The sequence below is a fragment of the Sphingomonas changnyeongensis genome (genome assembly GCF_009913435.1).
GTDB lineage: Bacteria > Pseudomonadota > Alphaproteobacteria > Sphingomonadales > Sphingomonadaceae > Sphingomonas_B > Sphingomonas_B changnyeongensis.
In genome coordinates this window covers 1237334-1256107 of the sequence record NZ_CP047895.1, presented here as the reverse complement: position 1 = coordinate 1256107, position 18774 = coordinate 1237334, and the positions used below count along the sequence as shown (strand labels likewise).

The window sequence follows — 18774 nt, the reverse complement described above, 5'->3', positions numbered from 1 at the left end:
GTCTCCGTTTTGTCAGCCAAAGGTTTCATTTTGCGTCTTTCCCTGATCGTGGCCCGCATGGCCTGTCTTGTCCCGCTGCTTGGCGCCGCCAGCCTCAGCCTGGCTGCGCCGTCGCAATCGGCCGTCCAGCCAGGCCCCTCCACATCCCAGCCTGCGCCCCTGCCCCCATTGCTGCCCTGGTCGGGTCGCAGCGAGGCGCTCGTGGTCGCGGCCAATGATCCGTGGATCACGCCGGCAGAGCGGACGGGCTTTGCCGAAACGCCCGATTATGCTGCAACGCGCGCCTGGCTCGACCGGCTGGTTAAGGCATCGCCGCTGCTGTCGATCGAAAGCTTCGGCCGCACCGCTGAGGGCCGCGAACTTTATGCGGTGCGGGCGCGCAAGGGCAGCGGCGCAAAGCCGGTCGTGCTTGTCCAGGCGGGCATCCATGCCGGAGAGATTGACGGCAAGGATGCCGGGCTGATGCTGCTGCGCGACATCGCGCTGCGCGGCAAGGACCGGCTGCTCGACGGTGTCGATCTGGTGTTCGTGCCGATCTTCAACGCCGACGGCCATGAACGATCATCGGCCTGGAGCCGCCCGAACCAGCGCGGCCCGGCCAGCCAGGGCTGGCGGACCACCGCCCAGAATCTGAACCTCAACCGCGATTATCTGAAGGCCGACAGCCCGGAAATGGGGGCGATGCTCGGCCTCATCCGCCGCCTCGATCCGGTCCTGTATCTCGATCTGCATGTGACCGACGGGACCGATTATCAATATGACATCACCTATGCCTTTGCCGGCTGGCGCGGCCTGTATGCGACCGCGCCGGCGATCGGCCGCTGGCTCGACCAGCGGCTGCGCCCGGCCGTCGATGCCGCGCTGGTGCGGCACGGCCATGTGCCCGGCTATTATGTCAGCGCGGTCGACAATCGCGATCCCGCGCGCGGGATCCTGCACGATCCCGAAAGCCCCCGCTATTCAACCGGCTATGGCGATTTCCGCCGGCTGCCGACCGTGCTGGTCGAGACCCATTCGCTCAAGCCCTATCGGCAGCGCGTGCTTGGCACCTATGTGCTGGTCGAAGAGGCGCTGCGGCTGGCGGGGACGGAATCGGCCGCGCTTCGCGACGCGATCGCCAGCGACCGGCAGCAGCGCCCGGCCGAACTGGTGGTCCGATGGCAAAGGCTGACCGACCCGATCTACACCGTCGATTTCAAGGGCATCGCCCATCAGATGTTCCCTTCGCCCATCTCGGGGCGCGATGAGGTCCGCTGGCTCGGCCGCCCGGTCAGCCTGAAAATGCCGGTGTTCGGCGAGGCGCCGGCGCAGAGCGTGCGGCTGCCGGCGGCATGGTGGGTGCCGGCCCATGCCGACAAGGTGATCGAGCGGCTGGACCTGCACGGCATCGCCTATGAACGGATCGCCGCGCCGCGCACGCTGCGGCTCGACATGGTCAGGCTGTCCGGCCCCAAATTCAGGTCCGCCAATGAGGGGCATGTCCCGCTCGATGCACGGCTGACGCATGAGCAGCGCGAGGAACGCTATCCGGCGGGATCGGTCCGCGTCCCGGCGGACCAGCCGCTCGGCCTGCTCGCGGCGGCGCTGCTCGAACCCGAAAGCCCGGACTCGCTGCTGGCGTGGAACTATTTCCCCGAAATCCTGCAACGCACCGAATATATGGAAGGCTATGTGATCGAACCGATGGCCGAACGGATGATGGCCGCAGACCCGGCACTGCGCGCAGCGTTCGAGACGCGGCTGCGCATGGACCCGGCGTTCGCCAGCGATCCCGAGGCGCGGCTGGGCTGGTTCTACGAACGCTCGCCCTATGCCGATGCACGCTACCTGCTCTACCCGGTCGGGCGCGAGCTGCTGCCCGACAGCCGGTGAGTGCGCCCGCGTGCCCAACCAAATGATAGCCGCAGAACCGCGATTGCCTATCGGGCGGCGCGGGCGCGCCACGCGGCGGCCTTGGCGGGGTTGCGGCGCACGCCCAGCCCCAGTTCGTAAAGCCTTGCCAGCCGCAGCATGGCTTCGCGCAAGCCGGGATGCTCCGGCCCGGCATGGACGGGCATCACCTGGGCCGGTGCACGGCCGACAGCGGGGGAATAGACATAGACAATGCCCGAAACCGGGGTCGCCGCCTGACGATAAAGCTGCGCCGCCCGGCGATGGTCCTGCGCCACGCCGACGCCGGTTTCATAGGCGACGCCCAACGCCAGCTGGGCGGCCTTTTCCCCCTGTTCGGCCCGGCATTGCAGCGTCACCACATCATGGCCCCGCCACAGTCGACAGCCGCCATCGTCATGCAGCCGGACAAGGTCAGCAGCGCGATCCACGGCATGGCATGCCGCAGGCGCGACGGGCGCATAGGTTCAGCTCTCCGCATCAACTCCGACCCTCATTGTGCCGCCGGCAAGACGCGCCTGTTCGGCTTTCAGGACCCGGCTCGCGACGGCACCCCATCCATCCCGCCACGCGTCGGCCCGATCGACCCGGCATCCCCGGCCGGAGCGGGACAGACAGCATGCGGCCCGCGCCATGCACAGGACTCGCTTGCGCCGGCCGACACAGGCAAGCCCGAAAATGCAGCAAGCTGCCGGATCGGATCATTTTGCGACGGGCGCGAACGCCCCTCCGTCACGGCCTGCGGGCGGACATCGCGCGGGCGGCCTCTGAGCGAACAACCAGGGTCCCAGACCGGGCCGGCGGTCGACTGCCAACCGGATCCTGCGCGCCAAGGGGTGTGGCGGGTCAGCAGCCTTTGCGCGTGCGGCCATGACCAGGGGGTGACATCCGTCATGCCTGCGGCCTGACACCGGGCACTGCCTGCCCGCCGCCGACGCCGGCTAGAGCGGTCTCCATCGTCCGGGAGACCGATCATGCCACCGACTGACCTGCCGACCGTCGCCGCGCTTGCGGGTGTTACCAAATCCTATTCGCCCCCCCCGTGGTCGAGGGGTTCGACTTTGCGCTTCGGGCCGGATCGGTCACGGCGCTGCTCGGCCCCAATGGCGCGGGCAAATCGACCGTTGCCGGGCTGATCACCGGGCGGCTGACGCCCGATGCGGGCAGGGTGCAGCTGTTCGGGCGCGATCCGCGCGATCAGCTTGCCCGGGCGCGCATGGGCATCATGCTGCAATCCGGCGGCCTGCCCGAAACGCTGACCGTGGCCGAGGCGATCACGCTGCAGGCCGGCTATTATGCCCGCCGCCTGCCGCTTGCCGATGTGCTGGAGCAGGCCGGGCTGACCGCGCTCGCCGGGCGGCGCTGCGACCGGCTGTCGGGCGGGGAGCAGCGCCGGGTGCAGTTCGCGCTCGCCATTGTCGGATCGCCCGACCTGCTGGTGCTGGACGAACCGACGACCGGTTTCGATCCCGATGCGCGGCGGGCGCTGTGGCAGGTGGTGCGCGCCAAGGCCGATGCCGGCGCGGCGGTGCTGCTCGCCACCCATTATATGGACGAGGCCGAGGCGCTGGCCGACCGCATCGTCGTGATCGCCAATGGCTGCATCATCGCCGATGGCCCGCCGGCCGCGATCAAGGCCCAGGTCGCCTCGACCGTGCTGAAGCTGCGCACCCGGCTGGCGGCGGACCGGTTCCAGCCCTTGCCCGGCGTCGTCAGGGTGGAGCAGGTCGGCGCCGATCTCGCCATCCTGACCACCCGTCCGCGCGCCGCGCTGGAGGCGGCGTTCGCGCTCGATCCGGCGCTCGCCGATTTCGAAGTGGCCGGCGCCTCGCTGGAAGATGCGCTGACCGATCTCGTCGCGGCCGCCCGCACCACCAAGGAGCCTGCCTGATGTCGACCCTCATCCCCCCGCACGCCAGGTCTATGTCCGCGAAGCCTGGGCCGAAATCGTCAAATCGGCGCGCCTGCCGCAGTTCATCATCCCGACCATCGCGCTGCCACCGGCCTTTTACGCGCTGTTCGCGCTGGCAATCGGCCAGGGCAGCGCAGAGGTTGCGACGCGCAACCTTGCGACCTTCGGAGTGTTTGCGGTGATGGGGCCGGCGCTGTTCGGCTTTGGTGCCAACATCGCCGCCGAGCGCGAGAGCGGCCAGCTGGAACTCAAGCGCCTGTCGCCAATGCCTGCGGGTGCACAGATTTCGGCACGGGTGGTCGCGACGACCGCGTTCAGCGCCCTCGCCTTCCTGCTGATCTACACGCTCGGCGTCATGGGCGGGGTCCGGCTCAGCGCCGGCCAATGGGCGATGCTGGCCATGGTGCACACATTGGCGGTCATCCCCTTTGCCCTGATCGGGCTTGGCATCGGCTATCGGCTTGGCCAGAAAGGGGCGATCGCGGTTGCCAACATCGTGTTCCTGGCGATGGCGGTGCTGGGGGGGCTGTGGATGCCGATTGCCGTTCTGCCACAGGCGATGCAGACCATGGCCTGGGCGCTGCCATCCTATCATCTGGGCGAGATTGCGCTGATGGCGACGGGGCGTGGCGACGGGGCGCAGCTGTGGCTCCATGCCGGTCCGCTGCTGCTGATCACGGCGGCGGCAGGGCTGTTCGCCTGGACCGGTGAGCGCGGGCAGGCCGCATGAGAGCGGCCCGCCCGATGGGGACGGGGACGGCTGAAGGGATGGCGACGGCGCGGCCCCGACTCTGGCAGTCCTTCGATCATCCGGCGATCTGGCTCGCCTATCTGCCGCTGTTCTTCATCCCGTGGTTCATCCGGCAGCCCAGCCCGGCGCAGATGCTCCTCGCCTGCGCCGGGCTGGGCCTGTTCCTGATCGTCTATTTCGCGGCGATCAATGCGACGGGCTGGCGGCTGGTGGCGCTGGCGACGACATGCCTGATGCTGTCCTTCGCACTCGCCTTTACCGGCAGCAACTGGACGGTGATTTCGATCTATGCCGCAGCGACGGTCGCATGGCTGCGCCCGGCCTGGCGGGCAGCTTTTGCGGTCGGCCTCTTTGCGGCAGCAAGCACTGGCCTTGCGCTCGCGACCGGGCAGCCGCCGCTTTACTGGGTGCTGGGCGTGCTGCTGATGCTCATGGTCGGCATCGGCAACATCTCGCGCGCGGCGGTGCAGGAGAAGAACCGCGAACTCGCCGCCGCGCAGGAGGAGGTGCGCCACTTTGCCGCCGCTGCCGAGCGCGAACGGATCGGGCGAGATCTGCACGATCTGCTGGGCCGCACACTGACGCTGATTGCCATCAAGGCCGATCTGGCGGCGCGCCTGTCCGCCGCCGCGCCCGACAAGGCGGCCGCCGAAATGCGCGACGTGGCCGCTGCGGCACGCGAAGGGCTGGTCGAAGTGCGGGCGGCCGTGAGCGGGATGACCGGTGCCTCGCTTGCCCATGAAATCGGCGCGTCGCAGGCGGCGCTGACCGCCGCCGGGATCGCCTGTCAGGTCGATGGCGATGCCGACCGCATCGATCCCGGCACCAGCGCGGTGCTGGCAATGGCGCTGCGCGAGGCGGTGACCAATGTCATCCGCCATTCGGGCGCGCGCACCTGCCGGATCGCGCTGGTCCAGCAGCCGGGCGGGCTGGAACTCAGGGTCAGCGACGATGGCGATGGCCAGGCGGTGCGCCCGGGCGGCGGCATTGCCGGCCTTACCGCGCGTCTCAGCGCTGCGGGCGGCGACCTTGCGGTTGAGGGCGATGCGCAGGGGACGCGGCTGACGGCGCGGCTGCCGTTGGGGCGCGCAGCATGATCCGGCTGGTGATCGCCGAGGATCAGGCGCTGGTGCTCGGCGCGCTCGCCGCGCTGCTCGCGCTTGAGGACGATATCGAGATCCTGGCCCGGGTGGGCGACGGGGCCGCCGCGCTCGATGCGGTGCGCCAGCTGCGGCCCGATATTCTGCTGTCGGATATCGAAATGCCGCAGCTGACCGGCCTCGACGTGGCCGAGGCGATCGCGCGGGCGGGCCTCGACACCCGCGTGCTGATCGTCACCACCTTCGGGCGGGCGGGCTATCTGCGCCGGGCGCTCGATGCCGGCGTTCGCGGCTATCTGCTCAAGGACACGCCGTCGGATGCGCTGGCGGCCGCGATCCGCAAGGTCGCCGCCGGCGGCCGGGCGATCGCGCCCGAACTGGCCGAGGCGGCATGGGACGCCCCCGCCAACCCGCTGACCGAGCGCGAACGCGATGTCCTGCGGCTGGCCGATGAAGGCCGCTCCAACAAGGAGATTGCCCGGCAGCTCGATCTTTCCCCCGGCACCGTGCGCAATTATCTGTCGGAAGCCTCCGCCAAGCTGTGCGCGTCGAGCCGGATCGAGGCGGGGCGCATCGCGCGCGAACGCGGCTGGCTGTGACCACCATGACGCTTGTCACCCCGGCCGGCTGACAGCCGGCACTGCACCCCCCGCGCCGGGCGCGCCACTCTCTACCCATCACGACAGGGGGCCGGCACGCCCCCAGGGCAGGAGGGCTTATGCCGATGAAGTGGAAGAACGGGGCGATGGTGGCAGCGGGCATCGCCGCCCTGCTGGGCGGTGCCGCGATGTTCCGCGCGCTTGCGCCCCAGCGCTACGGCCTGCCGGAGATCGAGGTGCTGGCGCCGGGCGCGACCGGCCAGCGGATCAGCCGGGACGGGCTGTTCGGCAATTATTTCCCCGCGCCCGGCCCCGGTCCGCACCCGGCGGTGCTGCTGCTGGGCGGGTCGGAAGGCGGGCTGGGCCGCGCCACCCTGCAAATGGCGCTGATGCTGCAGAAACAGGGCTTTGCGGTATTCCAGCTCGCCTATTTCGGCGCGCCCGGCCAGCCCGAGGCGCTTGAGCGCATTCCGCTTGAACTGTTCGACCGCGGGCTCGACTGGCTGAAGGCTCAGCCGGGCGTCGATCCCGAACGGCTGGCGGTGATGGGCGCGTCGAAAGGTGCGGAGGCGGCGCTGCTCGTCGCCAGCCGCAGGCCCGATCTGAGCGCGGTGGTGGCGGGGATGCCGACCAGCGTCGCGTGGAACGGGGTCAACTGGGCGCGGTCCGGGCAGAGCGCCCATTCGTCATGGACCGTCGGCGGGCGCGAGGTTGCGACCATGCCCTTTGCCGAATGGAACCAGGCCGACGGCATCATCAGCGTCTATCGCGCGGTCGAGGATCCGGCGCAGCGCCAGCTGGCCGAGCGCGCCGCCATCCCGGTCGAACGCGCGCGCGCGCGGCTGCTCCTCGTCTGCGGCGAGGCGGAAACCATGTGGCCCGCCTGCCCGATGTCACGCATGGTCGATGCGCGCAGCAGGCGGCAGGGCGGCCCACCGGTCACCCTGCTCGCCTACAAGGATGCCGGGCACTTCGTGTTCGGCCCGCCGGTCGCGCCCGGCGAGCCGTTTTACCGCCGGCTCGACGCCTATGGCGGCACGGTTGCGGGCAATGCTGCGGCACGCGCCGACAGCTGGCCAAAGGTGATCGCCTTCCTCAAACAGCCGGCATCGGCCGGAACGGCCGCCCGGCCGCACTGACACCGGCCGGGCAATGGGCCCGCGCTTATTCGGCGGGGTGCAGCGCCGGGGCAGCCCGGCGGCTCCAGAACGGGCGCACCACATGGCCGCGGCGCACCGCCAGCACGGCCAGCACAACCCCGGTGCCGGTGCACAACAGGCACGCGATCAGCGACGCTTCCAGCCCGAAACTGCCGCCGGTCAGCAGAACGGGGCCGTCGATCACCGTCCTGAACAGCCCCGGTTCCGACGGCCCGCCCGACACCACACCGGAGAAGACCGCCGACTGGGTGTAGTTCCATGACATGTGAAACCCGATGCCCAGCCACAGCCGCCGCGTCAGCATATAGGCGGCAGCGAGCAGCAGCCCCGCCTCCACACTGATGAAGATCGCGCCGGCCAGTGTCGCCGCAGGGTTGATCAGGTGCACGAAGCCGAACACCAGCGACGAGATGATCACCGCCGCCCAGCTGCCGATCCACGCCTCGACGATCCGGAACAGCGCACCGCGAAACAGCAACTCCTCGAGAAAGCCCGAGCTGAGCGCGAGGGCGATGCCCGGCACCATGAACGACGCCGGATTGACCCCATCGATGCGTATGACCCCGATCGCCATCAGGACGAGCACCGACAGCGTATAGAGCGTGGTGCCGGCCACCAGGCCCAGCCCCAGTTCGCGCGGCATCGGGCCAAGCGCCAGATCGGCAGGCCTGCGCCGCTCCACAAAGCGCGCAAAGCCGACATAGATCCACATCGCCAGTGCGATCATCCCGGCGGCCGCGATCGCCGCCGTGAACGGCTCGTCCTTGCTCTGGCCCATCAGATTGTTGCTGAAGCCGAGGCATTCGAGCAGCAGAAAGCCCAGCACCACCAGGCTGACCGGTGGAGACTGCAGCACCCGCAGCCAGAGCGGTGTCGGCGCGGTCTGTTCATGCATGTCGGCATCTCCCGGTCATATGGTCCCCGCTTACCCCCTGGCGCCGATGGTGATCGTGAAGCTGGTGGCTTCGTTGCGGCGCGCGGCGCTGCGCATCAGGAACAGGTCGATCCGGTAATCGCCGGAAGACGGCACGACGGCGGTGAAATCGGTGCCCGACACCGATCCGATGAACATCGCCTCCGCAGCACCTGGGGCGGTGACGTTGAAGTTGGCCGAGGCATTGGCCGATTGCAGCCGGACGGTCACCGTCTGCCCGGCGCGCAGATTGACCAGGAAGGTGCGCGACTGGTCGCCCTTCAGCATGCCCTTGATGGCCGCCGACGACGCCCCCCGGGCAAACTGGACGCGTTCGGGGCGCGCAGGCTGCGCCGGGGCGATGGCCGCAAAGGGCAGCGTGACCGCCACCGCCGCCGCGAGATGAAACAGGTGACGCATCAGGATCCTCTCCCCCTATTGGGCTGGGTTTGCCGCCCCGTCGTCGCGCCAGCCCGCGCGCACGCGTTCGTTCCGCACCAGCCACAGGCTGTAGAGAAACAGCGGACCGGTGAGCATCTGGCCGAACAGCAGCTGCGTCTTCCACAGGCCCGCCTCGGGCGCGGCGGGTGCCGATCCGCTGCCGGCCAGAAACACCGTGAAATCCCACAGCGCGTGGATCGCCATGATCGGGATGATCGAGCGGGTGCGGATACGGATCGCCAGATAGGCCGCGCCGCTCATGAACGCGTTGAGCGCCTGCACCCCGGCCGCGGCCAGTTCGCCGGTCAGGACCGCGTTCAGGACATGCACCGAACCGAACAGGGCGGAGACCAGCAGAAAGCCCGGCCAGAACGCCAGCGCCCGGCGCGCGCCGCCCCACAAAATGCCGCGAAACGCCAGTTCCTCGCTGAAGCCGACCAGGGCGGTGTTGATCAGCACCATCACCACCGCAAAGGGTTCGAGCCGGCCCGTGGTCCCCCCGAGAAACGCCAGCCCTGCCAGATAGAGCGCCGGCATCCACAACAGCCGCCACCAGCCGCGCGGTCGAGGGGCGCGGAAGCCGAGATCGCGCCAGCCCGCCAGCCTGACCGCGACGATCAGGAACAGCGCCGCCGCCGCCACCCCCCAGGCAACATCGCGGGTCACCAGTTCCTGCAGCGACATCTCGCCGGTGAGCTGGAAGCGCGGCACGCCGAGCGTGATCGCCAGCCAGGCCGCAACGATCGCGGCGGCCAGCGCCAGCCGGCGGCCCGCCGCCGTCATGCCGCTCGCCGCCCGGGCAAGGCCGCAACCGTCGCCGGCACGGCAGAATGACAGATGAAGACGCAGCGGAGGCAGGGTGCCGGGGCGCAGCACAGCATCGCCATGCCCCCATGGCGAAACGGGTCCAGCGACTTCAACACCCCCATGAAGTCCATCGGCTGCCTTCCGCTCAGGACCGTCCCGGACGGCACCGGGCCGGTTGAAGACTGGCTGATCCAGGTTATGCCACGACCGGCCTGCCGTCCAGCGGCTTGGCGCCGCTCCATGATTCCAATGAAAATCCTATGCCCCGGCCGGTCTTGCCCTGTCGTTTTCCTGCGCCGGGGCCGGCTAAAGCTGCCGCCACGTCGTCACGCGCATAGGCCGCATCGACGCGACACGAGGTGAGACATGGTGTTTGTTCGTTCGATCGGCGCGGTGCTTGCCACGACCGCCCTTGCCGCCTTTCCAGTGGCGGCATCTGCCCGGACGGCCCAGCCCATCGACAATGTGCCGACCAGTTCCGCGCCCGACGCGCCGATCTGCACCGACCGGCCGACCAAGTCGAACTTTGCCTGCACGGTGCCCAAGGGCAAATGGCAGGTGGAAAGCGACCTCTACAACTATAGCCGGCTGAGCGTCGGGGGCGTCACCACCGAGGCGGAATTGTTCACCAGCCCGGTGCTCAAATACGGCATCAGCGACAGCGCCGATGTCAACATCGCCTGGGTGCCCTATGCGCGCGTGACCACCGAGACCGGCGGCGTGCGCACCACGGCGGACGGGGTCGGCGATGTGGTTCTGCGCGTCAAGCAGCGCTTCACCCCGACCGATCGGGCGCTGCAATTCTCGCTTATCCCCTATGTGAAGCTGCCCACTGCCCCGCGCGGCATCGGCAATCGCGAAGCGGAAGGCGGCATCATCGCGCCGGCCAATCTGTCGTTGCCGGGCAGCATCACCCTGACGGTGGTGCCATCGCTCGACCTGCTGAGTGATGCAGACGGGCGCGGCCATCATGTCCAGCTGACCGGGCTGGTCAACATCGGCAAGCAGATCGGCCGGACCACCCTTTATGGCGAGCTGTGGACCGCGCAGAACTTCGACCCGGGTGGCACCATTCGCCAATATTCCGCCGATTTCGCCGTCGCGCATCTGCTCAACGACGAGCTGCAGCTCGATGTCGGCGGCAATTTCGGCCTGAACGCAGCCACGCCGGACGTCCAGCTCTACGCCGGCATCTCGGTGCGCTGGTAATCGGAGGTCTTGAATGGACGATCTGTTCTGGCTTGGCGTGCTCGCCGGCCTTTTGCTTCTCACGCTCGCCTTTGTGCGGCTGTGCGATCAGGCCTGAGGGGCGTGCCCATATGACCCTTGATCTCTGGCTCGCCGGGCTGACCGCGCTCGCCCTGCTCGTCTATCTCGTGGCCGTGCTGGTGCGGCCCGAACGCTTCTAGGACCACGCACATGACTATTCAGGGCTGGCTCCTGATCCTCGCCTTCATGGCTGTTCTGTTCGCACTGGCCAAGCCGGTCGGGCTGTGGCTGTTCGCGCTCTACGAGGGGCGGCGCACGCCGCTGCATGCGGTGCTGGGACCGCTCGAACGCGGTTGCTACAGGCTGGCCGGCATCGATCCGCACGCAGAACAGGACTGGCGCCGCTACGGCGTCAGCATGCTGGTGTTCAACCTCGTGCTGCTGCTGATGACCTATGCGGTGCTGAGGCTGCAGGCGGTGCTGCCGTTCAATCCCGGCGCAGCCGCCGGGCAGGATGCGCATCTGGCCTTCAACACCGCCATCAGCTTCACCACCAACACCAACTGGCAAAGCTATGCGGGCGAAAGCCTGTCGCCACTGGCCCAGATGCTCGGCCTTGCCGTCCACAACTTCGTATCGGCGGCGACCGGCATCGCGGTCGCGTTCGCGCTGTTTCGCGGCTTTGCCCGGCGGCAGTCGGCGACGCTCGGCAATTTCTGGGCCGATGTCACGCGGATCACGCTCTATCTGCTGCTGCCCGCCTGCATCGCCTATGCGCTGTTCCTGATGGCAAGCGGCGTGCCGCAGACGCTCGCCGCATCGGTCGATGTGACCACGCTTGAGGGCGCGGTGCAGACGATCGGCCTCGGCCCGGTCGCGTCGCAGGAAGCGATCAAGATGCTCGGCACCAATGGCGGCGGCTTTTTCAACGCCAACTCCGCGCATCCGTTCGAAAATCCGACGGCGCTGACCAACCTTCTGCAAATGCTGTCGATTTTCGTGATCGGTGTCGGGCTGACCTGGACGTTCGGCAAGGCGGTCGGCGACACCCGCCAGGGCTGGGCGATCCTGGCGGCGATGGCGCTGCTGTTCCTGGCCGGGGTGGGCGTCACCTATTGGCAGGAAGCCGCCGGCAACCCGAACCTCGCCGGGCTGGGCGTGGCGGGCGCGAACATGGAGGGCAAGGAAGTCCGCTTCGGCGCGGCGGCATCGGCGCTGTTCGCGGTCGTGACCACCGCCGCCTCGTGCGGGGCCGTCAACGCCATGCACGGCAGCTTCACCGCGCTGGGCGGGCTGGTGCCGATGCTCAACATGCAGCTGGGCGAAATCATCGTCGGCGGCGTCGGCGCGGGCATCTACGGTTTTCTGCTGTTCGGCATCTTGGCGGTGTTCGTGGCCGGGCTGATGGTCGGGCGCACGCCCGAATATGTCGGCAAGAAGATCGACGCGCGCGAGGTCAAGCTGGCGGTGCTGGCGATTGCGGTGCTGCCGCTGTCGATCCTCGGGCTGACGGCGCTGAGCGCGGTCACGCCGGCGGGGCTTGCCGGGCCGCTTGCCAAAGGGCCACACGGCTTCAGCGAGATGCTCTACGCCTTCAGCTCGGCGACGGGCAATAATGGCTCGGCCTTTGCCGGCCTGTCCGCCAACACGCCCTGGTATAACGGGCTGCTGGGCGTGGCGATGTGGATCGGACGCTTCTTCGTGATCCTGCCGGTGCTGGCGATCGCGGGCAGCCTGGCGGCGAAACGGCATGTGCCCGCGGGTCCGGGGTCGTTCCCGACCACCGGTCCGCTCTGGGTCGGCCTGCTTGTCGGCCTGATCCTGGTGCTTGGCGGCCTGACCTTCCTGCCCAGCCTCGCGCTCGGCCCTGTCGCCGATCATCTGGCGATGATCCGCGGCCAGCTGCTCTGATCCCACCCCTTCCCCATCGAGGACGGCCATCATGGCTCGCACACAGACCCTGTTCACCGCCGAACTGATCGGCCCCGCCCTTGGCGATGCGCTCCGCAAGCTCGACCCGCGCCAGCTGGTCCGCAACCCGGTGATGTTCGTCACCGCCGCGGTCGCGCTGCTGCTGACCGTGCTGCTGGCGATCGGGCAGGATCCGCTTGCGACCGGCTTCAAGCTCCAGCTTGTCATCTGGCTGTGGCTGACCGTCCTGTTCGGCACCTTTGCCGAGGCGCTGGCCGAGGGGCGCGGCAAGGCGCAGGCCGCCTCGCTGCGCGCGACCAAGGCCGAACTGACCGCCATGCGGGTGAAAAACGGCCGCACCGAACAGGTGCCGGCCAGCCAGCTGCGCGCGGGCGATCTGGTGCAGGTCCGGACCGGCGAGCTGATCCCGGCCGATGGCGAGGTGGTCGAAGGCGTCGCCTCGGTCAACGAAGCCGCGATCACCGGCGAATCCGCGCCCGTCATCCGCGAGGCGGGCGGCGACCGTTCCGCCGTCACCGCCGGCACGCGGGTGATTTCGGACGAGATCATGGTGCGGGTGACGGTCGATCCCGGCCAGGGCTTTCTCGACCGCATGATCGCGCTGGTCGAAGGCGCCGAACGGCAAAAGACCCCGAACGAGATCGCGCTCACCATCCTGCTCGTCGGCCTGACGATCATCTTCCTGATCGCGGTCGCGACCATCCCCAGCTTTGCGCATTATGCCGGCGGCGCGATCCCGGTCGCGATCCTGGCCGCGCTGCTCGTCACCCTCATTCCAACGACGATCGCCGCACTGCTGTCGGCAATCGGCATTGCGGGCATGGACAGGCTGGTGCGGTTCAACGTGCTCGCCAAATCGGGCCGCGCGGTCGAAGCGGCGGGGGATGTCGATGTGCTGCTGCTCGACAAGACCGGAACGATCACCATCGGCGACCGCCAGGCAAGCGCGTTCCGCCCGGTCACGGGCATTGCGGTGTCCGAACTGGCCGAGGCCGCGCTGCTCGCGAGCCTTGCCGACGACACGCCCGAGGGCCGCTCGATCGTCACGCTGGCGCGCGAACGCTTCGACATCGGCCATGCCCGGCTGCCGGACGGGGCGGAGGTGATCGCGTTCACCGCGCAGACCCGGATTTCGGGCGTCCGCGCCGATGGCAGCCTGATCCAGAAAGGCGCGGTCGATTCGGTGCTGCGGGCCAATCCCGGCCTCGCCGAGACGGCGGCCGCGACCGAGCTGCGCCGCATGACCGACGAGATCGCCCGTGCGGGGATGACGCCGCTTGCGGTGGCGCGCGATGGCCGGCTGCTCGGCGCGGTGGCGCTCAAGGATGTCGTCAAGGCCGGCGTCCGCGAGCGTTTTGCCGAGCTGCGGCGCATGGGCATCCGCACGGTGATGATCACCGGCGACAATCCGCTGACCGCCGCCTCGATCGCCGCCGAGGCCGGGGTCGACGATTTCCTGGCCGAGGCGACGCCCGAGGACAAGCTCGCCTATATCCGCCGCGAGCAGCAGCAGGGCCGGCTGGTGGCGATGTGCGGCGACGGCACCAACGATGCCCCCGCACTCGCCCAGGCCGATGTCGGCGTGGCGATGAACACCGGCACGCAGGCGGCGCGCGAGGCGGGCAACATGGTCGATCTCGACAGCGATCCCACCAAGCTCATCGAGATTGTGGGGCTGGGCAAGCAGCTGCTGATGACGCGCGGCGCGCTCACCACCTTTTCGGTCGCCAACGACGTGGCCAAATATTTCGCCATCATCCCGGCGATGTTCGTCGCGCTCTATCCGGCGCTCGGCCTGCTCAACGTCATGGGGCTGGCCAGCCCGGAAAGCGCGATCCTGTCGGCGATCATCTTCAACGCGCTGATCATCCCGCTGCTGGTGCCGCTGGCGCTGAACGGCGTCGCCTATCGGCCGATGGGCGCCGGCCCGCTGCTCGCCCGCAATCTCGCCATCTATGGGCTGGGCGGGCTGGTCGCCCCGTTCATCGGCATCAAGCTGATCGACCTGGCCGTATCCGGCCTGGGTCTTGCCTGAGGAGCATCGACAATGGGCAAGGATCTCGTCGCCGCGCTTCGCCCCGCGCTTGTGTTCACCCTGCTGTCCGCGCTGCTGCTCGGCCTCGCCTATCCGCTGGCGATGACCGGGATCGGCCAGCTGATCTTCCCGCATCAGGCGGGTGGCAGCCTTGTCGCGCGCGATGGCCGCCCGGTCGGATCGGCGCTGATCGGCCAGGCCTTTCAGGGTGCCGGCTATTTCCACCCGCGCCCGTCGGCGGCGGGCACGGGCTATGACGGCCGCGCGTCGGGCGGCTCCAATCTCGGCCCGGCGGCACGGGCGCTTGTCGACCGGGTGGGCGGCGATGTGCGGGCGCTGCGCGATCAGGGCGTGACCGGGCCGGTCCCCGCCGATCTGGTGACCGCGTCGGGCTCGGGGCTTGATCCCCATGTCTCGCCCGCCGCAGCACTGCTTCAGGTGCGCCGGGTCGCGGCGGCGCGCGGCCTGCCCGAACAGCAGGTGCGCGGCCTTGTCGAACGCGCTATCGAGCGGCCGGTCGGCTTCCTTGGGGAGGATCGGGTGAATGTGCTGATGCTCAATCTCAGTCTCGACCGCATCGGGCAGGAGCGCCGTTGACCGACATCGACCGTCCATCCCCCGACGCGCTGCTGCGCCAGGCGCGGCGCGAGGCGCGCGGCAGGCTGAAGATCTTCCTGGGTGCGGCACCGGGCGTCGGCAAGACGTTCGAAATGCTGTCCGACGCCCGCGCGCGGCGCGATGCGGGCGTCGATGTCGTGATCGGCGTCGTCGAGACGCACGGGCGCAAGGACACCCAGGCGATGGCCGACGGGTTCGAGCTGCTGCCCCGGTCGGAGATCGACTATCAGGGCCACCGCCTGCCCGAAATGGACATTGACGGGCTGCTGGCGCGCGCCCCGCAGCTGGCGCTGGTGGACGAGCTGGCGCACAGCAACGCGCCGGGCAGCCGCCACCCGAAACGCTATCAGGATGTCGAGGAGCTGCTGGCGGCGGGCATCGACGTCTATTCGACGCTCAACATCCAGCATGTCGAAAGCCTGAACGATGTCGTCGCCTCGTTCACCAAGGTCCGGGTGCGCGAGACGGTTCCGGACAGCATTCTGGAACAGGCGGAGATCGAGGTCGTCGACCTGCCCCCGACGAGCTGATCGAGCGGCTGCGCGACGGCAAGGTCTATCTGCCCGAGGAAGCGACCCGGGCGCTGTCGCACTTCTTCTCGAAATCGAACCTGTCGGCGCTGCGCGAGCTGGCGCTGCGCCGCGCCGCCCAGGCGGTCGATGCGCAGATGCTCGAACATGTGCGCGCCAATGCGCTGGGCGGCACCTGGGCCGGCAGCGAACGGATCGTCGTCGCCGTCAGCGAACTGCCCGGTGCCGACGGGCTGGTGCGGGCGGCCAAGCGCATGGCCGATGCGCAGCGCGCGCCCTGGACCGCCGCCTATATCGAAACCGCGCGGACCCGGACGCTCGATGCCGAGGCCCATCAGCGCACCGCCGCGACGCTGAACCTTGCCGCCCGGCTGGGCGGCAATGTGATGACCGTGCCGGCCGAAAATGTCGTCGACGGCCTGAAGGCGGTGACCAGCGAAGCGCGCGCGACGCAGCTGATCGTCGGCAAATCGGCGCGGTCGCGCTGGTTCGAGCTGCGCCACGGCTCGGTCGTCGACCGGCTGGTGCGCGAGACGCCGGGCGTCGCCGTCCATGTCCTGCCGATGGACCCAGCCGCGCAGCCACGCGGCCGGGCAGCGCGCACCGCCGGCACGCGCGACCAGGCCGACGGTCGGGGCACGGTCGCGACCGGCTATATCGTCGCCACATTGCTGGTCGGCATCGTGACGCTGCTCAGCCTTGCGCTCGCCAGCTATCTCAACATCGGCAATGTCGGGATGCTCTATCTGGTCCCGGTGATGGCCGCGGCCAGCCTCTACAGCCTGCGCACCGGCCTGTTCGCGGGTCTTGCCTCGGCGCTTGCCTACAACTTCTTCTTCATCCCGCCGACCGGCACGCTGACCATCGGCGATCCGGCCAATCTGGTGTCGGTGTTCGTGCTGCTGGGGGTGGCCAGCCTGACCAGCCAGCTGGCGTCGCGCGTGCGCAACCAGGCCGATCTGGCCGCATCGAGCGCGCGGACCAACGCGGCGCAGGCGGGCTTTCTGCGCATGCTGACCGCCGAAAGCGACCGGGGCAAGGTGCAGAAACTGATCTGCGGCGAGCTTGGCCGCTTCTTCGACGTGCGCACCGTCCTTCTCGAACCCGGCGAGGCCGGGCTGGTCGTGCAGGCGTCGAGCGATCCCGACATCCGGGTCGAGACGATGGAACTGGCGGCGGCGCGGTGGGTGCTCGACACCGGCCAGCCTGCCGGGCGGGGTTCGGCCACGCTCGCGGCCTCGGACTGGCTGTTCCATCCGCTCAAGGCCGGCGAGCGCGTGCTCGCGGTGATCGGCTTTGCCCGCGACGACGGCACCGGCCCGTTCCGGTCGGACCAGCTGCCGCAGCTGGTGGGGCAGCTTGATCAGGCGGCGCTGGCGCTGGAACGGCTGCGGCTGGAGGCGGAGATGCGCGATGTCGACACGGTGCGCGTGCGCGACCGGCTGCGCGGCGCGCTGTTGTCGTCGGTCAGCCATGATCTGCGCACGCCGCTCACCTCCGTGCTCGCCGCCGCCGCGCAGCTGCGCCGCGAGGTCACCCCGGAGCTGATCGACACGATCGAGACCGAGGCCAACCGGCTGAACCGGTTCGTCGCAAATCTGCTCGACATGGCGCGGGTCGAGGCGGGTGCCCTGCGGCTCAATGTCGAGGCGATCGACCTGACCGATGCGGTCGCCGCCGCCGTGCATGATGCGCGCCGCGTGCTGGACGGTCACCCGATCGACCTGCAGGTGCCGCCCAGCCTGCCGCTGGTCCGTGTCGATCCGCAGCTTTTCCATCACTGCCTGCTCAACCTGCTCGACAATGCCGGCCGTTACGGCGCGCCCGGCCGGCCGATCGCGATCCGGGGCGAACGGCGCTATGGCGGGCTGACGCTGGCGATCCTCGACGAGGGGCCGGGCCTGCCGCCGGGGCGCGAGGCGGAGGTGTTCGACACCTTCAAGCGGCTTGAGGGATCGGACCGTTCGGCGTCAGGCACGGGGCTGGGCCTTGCCATCGTCAAGGGCTTTGCCGAAGCGATGGGGCTGGATGTTGCGGCGTCGAACCGCGACGACCTGACCGGCGACCTGACCGGCGCCCGGTTTACGCTGCACTTCCCCGAAAGGCTGGTGGTCCGCGAAATGCCCGAGAGCGAGCCATGACCGGACAGCGCATCCTGATCGTCGATGACGAAGCGCCGATCCGCCGCCTGCTGCGCGGGGCGCTCGAACGCGCCGGCTACCGCGTCGTCGAAGCACAGACGGCGCGCGACGCGCTGGCGCTCGTCAATCATGAACGGCCAGAGGCGATCCTGCTTGATCTCGGCCTGCCGGACCGGGACGGGATCGAGCTTATCCCCCTGCTCAAGACCAGAAGCACCGCCGCGCTGCTGGTCGTCTCGGCGCGCGAGGGGACGGACGAAAAGGTCGCCGCGCTCGATCTGGGTGCCGATGATTATGTCACCAAGCCGTTCGACAGCGACGAGCTGCTGGCGCGGGTGCGCGCCGCGCTGCGCGGCCGCATGGCGGCGCAGGGCGCGCACGGGCCGGTCCAGGCCGGCGACGTGACCATCGATCTGGCCCGGCACATCGTCACCCGGGCGGGCGCGGAGGTGCATCTGACGCGCAAGGAATATGAGGTGCTGACCCAGCTGGCGCTCGCCCCCGGCCGTGTCGTCATCCACAAGCGCATCCTCGACGCCGCATGGCCGCACGAGCATGACAAGCGTGTCGAATATCTGCGCAGCGTCATCCGCCAGCTGCGCCAGAAGCTGGAAGAGGATCCCGCCCGCCCGGCGATCATCGTCAACGAAATGGGCATCGGCTATCGCCTGATGGGGCAGTAGGCGGCCGTCCGGAGACGGCGGGCAGCGCGTGGGGTCCAGCGCGTGGGGGGCCA

16 protein-coding genes and 1 pseudogene are annotated in these 18774 nt (G+C 69.2%); 13 read left to right on the top strand and 4 right to left on the bottom strand.

Annotated features, from left to right (window positions below; genetic code table 11):
* The first annotated feature begins 168 nt into the window (after window positions 1–168).
* Complete coding sequence (locus tag GVO57_RS06220; protein WP_327785548.1) at window positions 169–1872, top strand: M14 family metallopeptidase; 1704 nt, start codon at window positions 169–171, stop codon at window positions 1870–1872.
* A 47-nt stretch (window positions 1873–1919) separates the two neighbouring features.
* Here GVO57_RS06220 and GVO57_RS06215 read toward each other — a convergent pair whose 3' ends face one another.
* Window positions 1920–2321, bottom strand: coding sequence for an SEL1-like repeat protein (locus tag GVO57_RS06215; RefSeq protein ID WP_160592436.1), 402 nt, complete (start codon window positions 2319–2321; stop codon window positions 1920–1922).
* 611 nt (window positions 2322–2932) lie between these two features.
* Between GVO57_RS06215 and GVO57_RS06210 the strand changes: the two genes are divergently transcribed.
* From GVO57_RS06210 to GVO57_RS06190, 5 genes are all read left to right on the top strand, one after another.
* Complete coding sequence (locus GVO57_RS06210) at window positions 2933–3781, top strand: ABC transporter ATP-binding protein (protein WP_160592435.1); 849 nt, start codon at window positions 2933–2935, stop codon at window positions 3779–3781.
* The gene (locus GVO57_RS06205) at window positions 3741–4532 is read left to right on the top strand and encodes an ABC transporter permease (RefSeq protein WP_327785556.1); all 792 of its coding nucleotides are present in this window, start codon (window positions 3741–3743) and stop codon (window positions 4530–4532) included. The genes GVO57_RS06210 and GVO57_RS06205 overlap by 41 nt, the downstream gene beginning before the upstream one ends.
* A 38-nt stretch (window positions 4533–4570) precedes the next feature.
* The gene (locus GVO57_RS06200; protein ID WP_160592434.1) at window positions 4571–5650 is read left to right on the top strand and encodes a sensor histidine kinase; all 1080 of its coding nucleotides are present in this window, start codon (window positions 4571–4573) and stop codon (window positions 5648–5650) included.
* Window positions 5647–6252, top strand: a complete 606-nt coding sequence (locus GVO57_RS06195; RefSeq protein ID WP_160592433.1) for a response regulator transcription factor — start codon at window positions 5647–5649, stop codon at window positions 6250–6252. The genes GVO57_RS06200 and GVO57_RS06195 overlap by 4 nt, the downstream gene beginning before the upstream one ends.
* A gap of 125 nt (window positions 6253–6377) precedes the next feature.
* Window positions 6378–7391 carry an acyl-CoA thioester hydrolase/BAAT C-terminal domain-containing protein gene (locus GVO57_RS06190; protein WP_160592432.1) on the top strand — a complete coding sequence of 338 codons (1014 nt, stop codon included), beginning with the start codon at window positions 6378–6380 and terminating at the stop codon, window positions 7389–7391.
* A 25-nt stretch (window positions 7392–7416) separates the two neighbouring features.
* Here GVO57_RS06190 and GVO57_RS06185 read toward each other — a convergent pair whose 3' ends face one another.
* Genes GVO57_RS06185 through GVO57_RS06175 form a run of 3 tightly spaced genes read right to left on the bottom strand, consistent with a single transcriptional unit; the run spans window position 7417 to window position 9549 of the window.
* Window positions 7417–8307 (bottom strand): CPBP family intramembrane glutamic endopeptidase, encoded by an 891-nt coding sequence (locus tag GVO57_RS06185; RefSeq protein WP_160592431.1) that lies wholly within the window; start codon window positions 8305–8307, stop codon window positions 7417–7419.
* A gap of 30 nt (window positions 8308–8337) precedes the next feature.
* Window positions 8338–8745 carry a DNA breaking-rejoining protein gene (locus tag GVO57_RS06180; RefSeq protein WP_160592430.1) on the bottom strand — a complete coding sequence of 136 codons (408 nt, stop codon included), beginning with the start codon at window positions 8743–8745 and terminating at the stop codon, window positions 8338–8340.
* 15 nt (window positions 8746–8760) lie between these two features.
* Window positions 8761–9549: a CPBP family intramembrane glutamic endopeptidase gene (locus tag GVO57_RS06175; RefSeq protein WP_160592429.1), complete on the bottom strand. Its 789-nt coding sequence runs from the start codon at window positions 9547–9549 to the stop codon at window positions 8761–8763.
* Window positions 9550–9939: 390 nt separating this feature from the next.
* Between GVO57_RS06175 and GVO57_RS06170 the strand changes: the two genes are divergently transcribed.
* The 7 genes and pseudogenes from GVO57_RS06170 to GVO57_RS06140 all read left to right on the top strand — a co-directional run bounded on the left by GVO57_RS06170 (window position 9940) and on the right by GVO57_RS06140 (window position 18721).
* A complete protein-coding gene (locus tag GVO57_RS06170) occupies window positions 9940–10782 on the top strand; it encodes a transporter (RefSeq protein ID WP_160592428.1) in 843 nt (280 codons plus the stop codon).
* Between the two features lie 110 nt (window positions 10783–10892).
* Entirely contained in the window at window positions 10893–10982 is a 90-nt protein-coding gene (gene kdpF / locus GVO57_RS06165) for a K(+)-transporting ATPase subunit F (protein ID WP_160592427.1), read from the top strand.
* Between the two features lie 10 nt (window positions 10983–10992).
* Complete coding sequence (kdpA, locus tag GVO57_RS06160; protein ID WP_160592426.1) at window positions 10993–12693, top strand: potassium-transporting ATPase subunit KdpA; 1701 nt, start codon at window positions 10993–10995, stop codon at window positions 12691–12693.
* Window positions 12694–12724: 31 nt separating this feature from the next.
* Complete coding sequence (gene kdpB / locus GVO57_RS06155; RefSeq protein ID WP_160592425.1) at window positions 12725–14749, top strand: potassium-transporting ATPase subunit KdpB; 2025 nt, start codon at window positions 12725–12727, stop codon at window positions 14747–14749.
* Window positions 14750–14761: 12 nt separating this feature from the next.
* Window positions 14762–15346, top strand: coding sequence for a potassium-transporting ATPase subunit KdpC (gene kdpC / locus GVO57_RS06150; protein WP_160592424.1), 585 nt, complete (start codon window positions 14762–14764; stop codon window positions 15344–15346).
* A pseudogene (locus GVO57_RS06145) lies at window positions 15343–18038 on the top strand (DUF4118 domain-containing protein). The gene kdpC and the pseudogene GVO57_RS06145 overlap by 4 nt, the downstream one beginning before the upstream one ends.
* Entirely contained in the window at window positions 18035–18721 is a 687-nt protein-coding gene (locus tag GVO57_RS06140; RefSeq protein ID WP_160592423.1) for a response regulator, read from the top strand. Before GVO57_RS06145 ends, GVO57_RS06140 begins: the two are co-directional and overlap by 4 nt.
* The last annotated feature ends 53 nt before the right edge of the window (window positions 18722–18774 follow it).